Source organism: Amaricoccus sp. W119, from assembly GCF_047275745.1.
Taxonomy (GTDB): Bacteria; Pseudomonadota; Alphaproteobacteria; order Rhodobacterales; family Rhodobacteraceae; genus Amaricoccus.
The window spans coordinates 1-7,424 of record NZ_JBKQWU010000100.1 but is presented as its reverse complement, the minus strand read 5'-3'; the positions used below and the strand labels follow the sequence as shown (position 1 = coordinate 7,424).

The window sequence follows — 7,424 nt, the reverse complement described above, 5'->3', positions numbered from 1 at the left end:
GGTCTTCCGCGAGAACCGCCCGCTCGGCCTCATCGCCATGCGGGACGAGCCGCGCGACGACGCGATCGAGGCCGCGCGGCAACTCCGCGACATGGGCGTCGGCGCGACGATCCTGACCGGCGACAACGCCCGCACGGCGGAGGCGATCGCCGGCGGGATCGGCATGGAGTTCCGGGCCCAGATGATGCCCGAGGACAAGCTCGTCGCGATCCGCGAAATGGGGACGCAAGGCGGCGTCATGATGGTCGGCGACGGCATCAACGACGCGCCCGCGCTGAAACAGGCCGGTGTGGGCGTCGCGATGGGATCGGGCACCGATGTCGCGCTCGAAACCGCCGACGCGGCGATCCTCCGCGACCGGGTGACCGATGTGCCGGCGCTGATCCGTCTCGCACGCGCCACCATGGGCAACATTCGCCAGAATGTCGCCATCGCGCTCGGCCTGAAGGCGGTGTTCCTCGTCACCACGATCCTCGGCATCACCGGNGATCCGTCTCGCACGCGCCACCATGGGCAACATTCGCCAGAATGTCGCCATCGCGCTCGGCCTGAAGGCGGTGTTCCTCGTCACCACGATCCTCGGCATCACCGGGCTCTGGATCGCGATCCTCGCGGATACCGGGGCGACGGTGCTGGTGACGCTGAACGCGCTCCGACTGCTGGCCTACGATCCGGCGCGCGAAGGCTGAGAGAAGGGTGGCGGCGGGCGTGGAGCCCGCCTCCCCGAGCTGGCCGATCTCGCCGATCTCCGTCCGGCCTTATCGAGGATGTGACGGCATGGATCGCGCGCGAACTCGAGGATGTCGAGGCGGCGAAGCGGGCTTACGACGCGGCGGAGACCGCTCGCCGGTGGCCATAGGACGGGCGGCGCGGGAAGCTATTGGCGCGCCGCGAGAAAATCCTCCCACCATCCCCTGGTGCTGAGCAGCGCGTCGAAGAGCCAGTCCCGGAAATCGGCGACCTTCCGGCCATCGCCCTTCGAGCGCAGGCTGAAGAAGCCGTGACCGCGCACCTTCATCGCGGTTTCGGGCAGGACGATGACCAGCGTCCCCTGCCGAAGCTCATCCTCGGCCAGCAGCATGCTGTCGAGCGTGACGCCGAGCCCGTCCACCGCCGCGCGGATCGCCATGAACGACCGGTCGAAGCGGAGGCCCCGGTCGAGGTCGAGACGCGCCCTGCGGTTGCGGCGGCCCCAGTCACGCCAGCCGAGGATGTTGACCTCGCTGTGGATCAGCGCATGGGCGGCGAGATCCTCGACGCGCCGGATCGCCTTCGGGCCATCGGCGAGCCGCGGTGAGCACAAGGGGACGATCACGTCCTCCGGGAACATCTTCACCACCGCGCCGGCTGGCGGCGGGCCGGGATTGTAGCGGATGTCGATATCGACGATTCCCTGCCCCAGATCGATCTGTTCGACCGAGGACTGCAACCTCAGGTCGATCTCCGGATGCAGCTCGCCATAGAGCTGCAGGCGCCGCATCAGCCACTGTGTCGCGATGCTCGGGGTCGAATGGACCGTGAGCGTCGCTGATCCGCTGGAACTCGCCACCAGCTGCGTCGCCGCGTCGATCCGTCCGAAGGCGGCGATCACCTCCGCGGCGTACTCGCGGCCCGTGTCGGTCAGGATCACCGAGCGGTGGACCCGGTGGAACAGGAGCGCGCCGAGCTGGTCTTCGAGCAGCCGCACCTGATGACTGATGGCCGAGGGCGTGACCGCGAGTTCGTCCGCCGCGAGTGCGAAGGAGCCGAGGCGCGCGGCGGCCTCAAAGGCTTGAATTGCCTTGATGGAAATCCGCCGGAGCATCGCATCATTTACATGAATCTATCTCATCCATAGCGTTTTTTATTCGTTTGAGAGATTCGACGCAACCCGGCATATTGCTCCACATGAACAGCGGGCAGGCAGATCCGCGCGGGGAGGACAGAACGGGCGCGAGGCCCGGACCCCCCAATCTGAAACGGAAAACCACGAAGATGGAGGAAGCCAGAATGCTCCTGGCCGACAAGGTATGTATTGTGACCGGCGCCGCCTCGGCGCGCGGGATCGGCCGCGCCACGGCGCGCCTGTTCGCGGCGCAGGGCGGGATCGTCGTGATCCTGGATCTCGACGCGGAAGCCGCGGCCGCCGCGGCCGCCGATCTCGGCGAGGCGCATCGCGGATACGGCTGCGACGTGACCGACAAGGCCGCCTGCGAGGCCGCCGTCGCCAAGGTGACCGCGGAATTCGGCCGGGTCGACGTGCTCGTCAACAACGCCGGCATCACCCAGCCGGTCAAGACGCTCGAAATCGACGACAAGGGCTATGACGCGATCCTCGACGTGAACCTGCGCGGCACGCTCTACATGAGCCAGGCGGCGATCCCGAGCATGCGCGCCCAGAAGTCGGGCTCGATCGTCTGCATGTCCTCGGTCTCCGCGCAGCGCGGCGGCGGCATCTTCGGCGGCCCGCATTACAGCGCGGCGAAGGCCGGCGTGCTCGGGCTTGCCAAGGCGATGGCGCGGGAGTTCGGCCCGGACAACATCCGCGTCAATTCCGTCACCCCGGGCCTCATCCAGACCGACATCACCGGCGGCAAGCTGACGCCGGAACTGAAGGAGAAGATCCTCGAAGGCATCCCGATGAACCGCCTCGGCGACGCCGAGGATGTGGCGCGGGCCTGCCTGTTCCTCGCCTCGGACCTCGCTTCCTACACCACCGGCGGCGTCATCGACGTCAACGGCGGCATGCTGATCCACTGACACCAACGATCCGGAGGAACCCCGTGACCACGAGTTTGGGACACAATGTCGATCTCGCCGAGCGCGCCTACCGCGTGCGGCGCAACGCGCTCCGCATGGGCGAGGTCCAGGGCCAGGGCTATATCGCCCAGGCGCTCGACATCGCCGACGTGCTGGCGACGGCCTATTTCCACGCGATGAAGTACCGCCCCGAGGACCCCCACTGGGAGGACCGCGACCGCTTCCTGCTCTCGAACGGCCATTACGCCATCGCGCTCTACGCCGCGCTGATCGAGGCCGGCATCATCCCCGAGGACGAGCTCGAGACCTACGGCGGCGACGGCTCGCGCCTGCCGATGTCGGGCATGGCCGCCTATACGCCGGGCATGGAGATGTCGGGCGGCTCGCTCGGCCTCGGCCTCTCGATCGGCGTCGGCATGGCGATGGGGCTGAAGCGCAAGGGCTCCGCGTCCCGCGTCTACACGCTTTTCTCCGATGGCGAGCTTGACGAGGGCTCGGTCTGGGAGGCGATCATGTCCGCCGCCCACCACAAGCTCGACAACCTGATCGCCATCGTCGACGTGAACAACCAGCAGGCCGACGGCCCCTCGACCGAAATGCTGGGCTTCGAGCCGCTCAGGGAGAAGATGGAAGCCTTCGGCTGGTTCACCCAACGGGTGGATGGCAATGACCTCGATGCCGTGGTCGCCGCCTTCGACGCCGCGAAGGACCACGCCGGGCCGGAGCCGCGCATCATCATCGCCGATACGCAGATGGGTTGCGGGGTGCCGTTCCTCGAAGCCCGCGAGAAGAACCACTTCATCCGCGTCGAGGAGCACGAGTGGCAGCTCGCTCTTGAGGCGCTCGACGCCGGGAGGACCGCGTGATGGCCGAGACGAAAACCACCGAGGCCCCGAAGAAGAAGCTGACCACCTCCGCGATGATCGCCTCGATCGCGGCCGAGGGCCAGCCGACGAAGCCCGCCCCCTTCGGCCATGCGCTGGTCGAGGCGGCGAAGGCGAACGACAAGATCCTCGGCATGACGGCGGATCTCGGCAAGTACACCGACCTCCACATCTTCCGGGATGCGTTCCCGGAGCGCTCCTACCAGATGGGCATGGCCGAGCAGCTGCTGTTCGGCGCCGCGGCCGGCCTCGCACACGAGGGGTTCATTCCGTTCGCGACCACCTATGCGGTCTTCGCATCGCGCCGCGCCTATGACTTCATTCACCAGACGATCGCCGAGGAGAACCTCAACGTAAAGATCGCCGCCGCCCTGCCGGGCCTCACCTCGGGCTACGGGCCGAGCCATCAGGCGGCGGAGGATCTCGCACTGTTCCGGGCGATGCCGAACATGGTGGTGATCGACCCCTGCGACGCGCTCGAAACCGAGCAGGCGGTCGCCGCGATGGTCGCGCATCAGGGGCCGTGCTACATGCGCCTGCTGCGCGGCAAGGTGCCGCTGGTGCTCGACGAATATGGCTACCAGTTCGAGCTTGGGAAAGCGAAGACGATCCGGGACGGCGATGATGTGCTGGTGATCTCCACCGGCCTCGCCACCATGTGGGCGCTCGAGGCGGCGAAGGCGCTCGAAGCCGACAAGGTGTCGGTCGGCGTCCTGCATGTCCCGACGATCAAGCCCCTCGACACCGAGACGATCCTGCGCGAGGCGGGCAAGTCCGGCCGCATGGTGGTCGTCGCCGAGAACCACACCGTCATCGGCGGTCTGGGCGAGGCGGTCGCGGGCACGCTGCTCCGCGGAGGGGTGGCGCCGAAGTTCCGCCACATCGGCCTGCCCGACGAATTCCTCGCCGCCGGCGCCCTGCCGACGCTCCACGACCGCTACGGCATCTCCGCCAAGGCGATGACCGCCAGCATCAAGGGCTGGCTCTGATCCACCCGAATGCCGCGGCCCCGGCGGCCGCGCTCGAACGGGCCCCGGGCGGTTCGCCTCGCCCGGGTCGCGCCCCCGCGCGCGAATTGAGGATAATCCGGCCAGGAGCCGGAGCCCAACATGAGGAGGAACATGAGATTGAAACGGCTACTCTACGGCATCTGCGCCGGCGCCATGCTCGCCGCGCTGCCCGCCTGGAGCCAGAGCTTGCAACTCGCGCATAACGCCGCTCCGGGCAACCCCAAGGCCGAGGCTTCGAACCTCTTCGCCAAACTCGTCGCCGAGAAGACGGATGGCCGCGTGATCGTCGCCGTCGGCGAAAGCGCCCAGTTCGGCGACGATGTCGAGGCACTGACGCATCTGCGGCTCGGGACGCTCGCCTTCAGCGCCAATTCCCAGGGCACCACCTCCGGCGTCGTCCCGGAATTCGGCGTCGTCGGCCTGCCGTTCCTCTTCGAGGATCTTCGCTCCGCCTGGACCGTGCTCGACGGGCCGGTCGGTCAGGAACTCGCCGAGGCGGCGGAGGCCCGGGGTCTCGTGCTCCTGTCGATCTGGGACAACGGCATCCGCCACGTCAGCAACAATGTCCGCCCGATCGAGAAGCCGGAAGATCTCGCCGGCATCAAGCTCCGGACACCGCCCGACCGGATGACGGTCGACATCTTCGAGGAACTCGGTGCCAGCCCGACGCCCCTGCCCTTCTCCGAGCTTTACATCGCGCTCCAGCAGGGCGTGGTCGACGGTCAGGAGAATCCGCTGATGAACACCTATTCCTCGAAGCTCTTCGAGGTGCAGAAGTACATCTCGCTGACCGCGCACAAATACGAGACCACGCCGCTCTTCGCGAGCAAGATCGTCTTCGACGGCTTCTCCCCCGAGGATCAGGCGGCGATCCGCGAGGCCGCGACCGAGGCGCGCGCGCTCAACCGCCAGATGTCGATGGACGCCGATTCCACGCTCCGCGGCGAGATGGAAGCCGCGGGCGTCGTCTTCAACGAGATCGACCCGGCCCCCTTCGTCGAGATGACCGGGCCGGTCTACGAGGACTGGCGCGAAGAGTTCCCCGAACTCGTCGATCTGGTCCGCGAGGAAGCCAGCAAAGCCGGGAGTGGTTCGTGATGGCCGTGAAAATTCGTGAAGCCGAACGCCCCTCGTCGCTCCCGGAATGGATCGACAGGGCGATCACCCTCGCCGCGAGCGCGATCTCGATCGCCGCGCTTTGCGTCATGTTTCTCGCGCTCTGTGGCGAGGTGATCGTGCGCTACGTCACCAAGTCGAGCCTTGGCTGGCCGACCGAACTGCCGAGCTTCATGTTCCCGTGGCTCGTGATGAGCGGCATCGTGCTCGCCGCGCAGCATGGGGCGCATATCTCGGTGACGCTCCTGCTCTCCAAGATCGGCCGCGGCGCCCAGCGGAACCTGCTCCTCGGGATGCAGATCGTCGCCGCCCTGACCTTCTTCTATCTGGCGTGGCTCGGCATCGAGGTGCTGCGCGTGACCAGCAGCGAATACTACCCCGTGACCGGAGTTTCGGCGCTCTGGGCCTATCTCGCCCTCGTCGTCGGCTTCGTCGCACTCGGCATCACCGCCCTCACCACCTTCGCCCGGCTGCGCGCCGCGGACGATCCCCTGTCGGTGCGGGCCCACGACCCGGAGGAAGAACTGTGACCGTCCTGATGATCCTCGTCTTCGCCGTGCTTCTGCTTCTGGCCTTCCCGGTCGGCTACGCGCTCGTCATCAGCTCGGGTCTCGCCGTGCTGACGCTCGGCTCGGTTCCGCCGGTGGTCTCGGTGGTGAAGCTGTTCCAGCCGACCCAAAGCTTCCCGCTCCTGGCGATCCCGTTCTTCATTCTCTCGGGCGCGCTCATGATGAGCGGCACGCTGGGGCAGAAGTTGGTCGACTTCGCCGCCTCGCTCGTGGGCCGCTTCCACGGCGGGCTGACGCAGGTCACCGTGGTCGGCTCGACGATCTTCGGCGGCGTCTCCGGCTCGGCCGTCGCGGAGGCCTCCGCGCTCGGATCGATGCTGATCCCATGGCAGAAGCGCGAAGGCTATCCCGCCGCCTTCGCCGCCGCCACGACGGCCTCCTCCGCGGTCATCGCGGGGCTCATCCCGCCCTCGATCCCGCTCATCCTCTACGCCGCCGGCTCCAACGCCTCGATCGGCTCGCTCTTTCTCGCCGGCATCCTTCCGGGCCTGATGCTCGCCGGCGGCATGGTGCTGGTCTGCTACCTGAGTGGCCGACTGCGCGGCTTCCCGCTGCTGGCGCAGTCGCTCACGGGCGCCCAGATCCGGCGTGCCTTCCTGACGGCGCTCCCGGCGCTCCTGATGCCGCTCTTCATCATCATCCTGCTCCGCGCGGGCATCGCCACGCCGACCGAGGTCAGCGTCGTCGCCGTCGCCTACGCCCTCGTCGTCAGCGCGCTCATCTACCGCGACCTCACGATCGAGCGGGTCTATCTGGCGCTGATCGGCACGGTGGTCACGACCGGGGTGGTCATGCTGGTGATCATGGCGTCGAATCTCGTCAGCTACGTCCTGATCACCGAGGCGATCCCACGCGCCGTCACCGAATACGCGACGACCGTGCTGCGGGAACCCTGGCTCGTCATCCTCGCGATGAACCTCGTGATGCTGATCGTCGGCATGTTCCTCGATCTTCCGGCCGCCATTCTGCTGCTGGGGCCGACCTTCATCGCGGTCGGGAAGGCGATCGGGATGGACCCGATCCAGCTCGGCGTGATGATGGTTGTGAACCTCTCGATCGGTCTCTTCACCCCGCCGATCGGCACGACGCTCTTCATCTCGGCGGCG

At 67.5% G+C, this 7,424-nt stretch carries 7 protein-coding genes and 2 pseudogenes; 8 read left to right on the top strand and 1 reads right to left on the bottom strand.

Features of this window, described 5'->3' with window-relative positions:
- Window positions 1-472 (top strand): annotated as a pseudogene (locus tag ACLJK8_RS21240) (HAD-IC family P-type ATPase); the annotation flags it as partial.
- A 13-nt stretch (window positions 473-485) separates the two neighbouring features.
- Window positions 486-689, top strand: a pseudogene (locus ACLJK8_RS21235) (hypothetical protein); the annotation flags it as partial.
- Between the two features lie 188 nt (window positions 690-877).
- Here the strand turns inward: ACLJK8_RS21235 and ACLJK8_RS21230 are convergent.
- A complete protein-coding gene (locus ACLJK8_RS21230) occupies window positions 878-1,804 on the bottom strand; it encodes a LysR substrate-binding domain-containing protein (RefSeq protein WP_413152396.1) in 927 nt (308 codons plus the stop codon).
- A 185-nt stretch (window positions 1,805-1,989) separates the two neighbouring features.
- Here ACLJK8_RS21230 and ACLJK8_RS21225 point away from each other — a divergent pair, with 185 nt between their 5' ends.
- From ACLJK8_RS21225 to ACLJK8_RS21200, 6 genes are all read left to right on the top strand, one after another.
- Entirely contained in the window at window positions 1,990-2,739 is a 750-nt protein-coding gene (locus ACLJK8_RS21225; protein ID WP_413152400.1) for an SDR family NAD(P)-dependent oxidoreductase, read from the top strand.
- Window positions 2,740-2,834: 95 nt separating this feature from the next.
- The gene (locus ACLJK8_RS21220) at window positions 2,835-3,605 is read left to right on the top strand and encodes a transketolase (protein ID WP_413152398.1); all 771 of its coding nucleotides are present in this window, start codon (window positions 2,835-2,837) and stop codon (window positions 3,603-3,605) included.
- Complete coding sequence (locus tag ACLJK8_RS21215) at window positions 3,605-4,612, top strand: transketolase family protein (protein WP_413152395.1); 1,008 nt, start codon at window positions 3,605-3,607, stop codon at window positions 4,610-4,612. Before ACLJK8_RS21220 ends, ACLJK8_RS21215 begins: the two co-directional genes overlap by 1 nt.
- A 138-nt stretch (window positions 4,613-4,750) precedes the next feature.
- On the top strand, window positions 4,751-5,731 hold the full coding sequence (locus tag ACLJK8_RS21210) for a DctP family TRAP transporter solute-binding subunit (protein ID WP_413152393.1): 981 nt from the start codon (window positions 4,751-4,753) through the stop codon (window positions 5,729-5,731).
- Window positions 5,731-6,279 carry a TRAP transporter small permease gene (locus ACLJK8_RS21205; RefSeq protein ID WP_413152391.1) on the top strand — a complete coding sequence of 183 codons (549 nt, stop codon included), beginning with the start codon at window positions 5,731-5,733 and terminating at the stop codon, window positions 6,277-6,279. The genes ACLJK8_RS21210 and ACLJK8_RS21205 overlap by 1 nt, the downstream gene beginning before the upstream one ends.
- The coding region (locus tag ACLJK8_RS21200) for a TRAP transporter large permease (protein ID WP_413152389.1) at window positions 6,276-7,424 on the top strand (1,149 nt) is incomplete at its 3' end. The genes ACLJK8_RS21205 and ACLJK8_RS21200, both read left to right, overlap by 4 nt.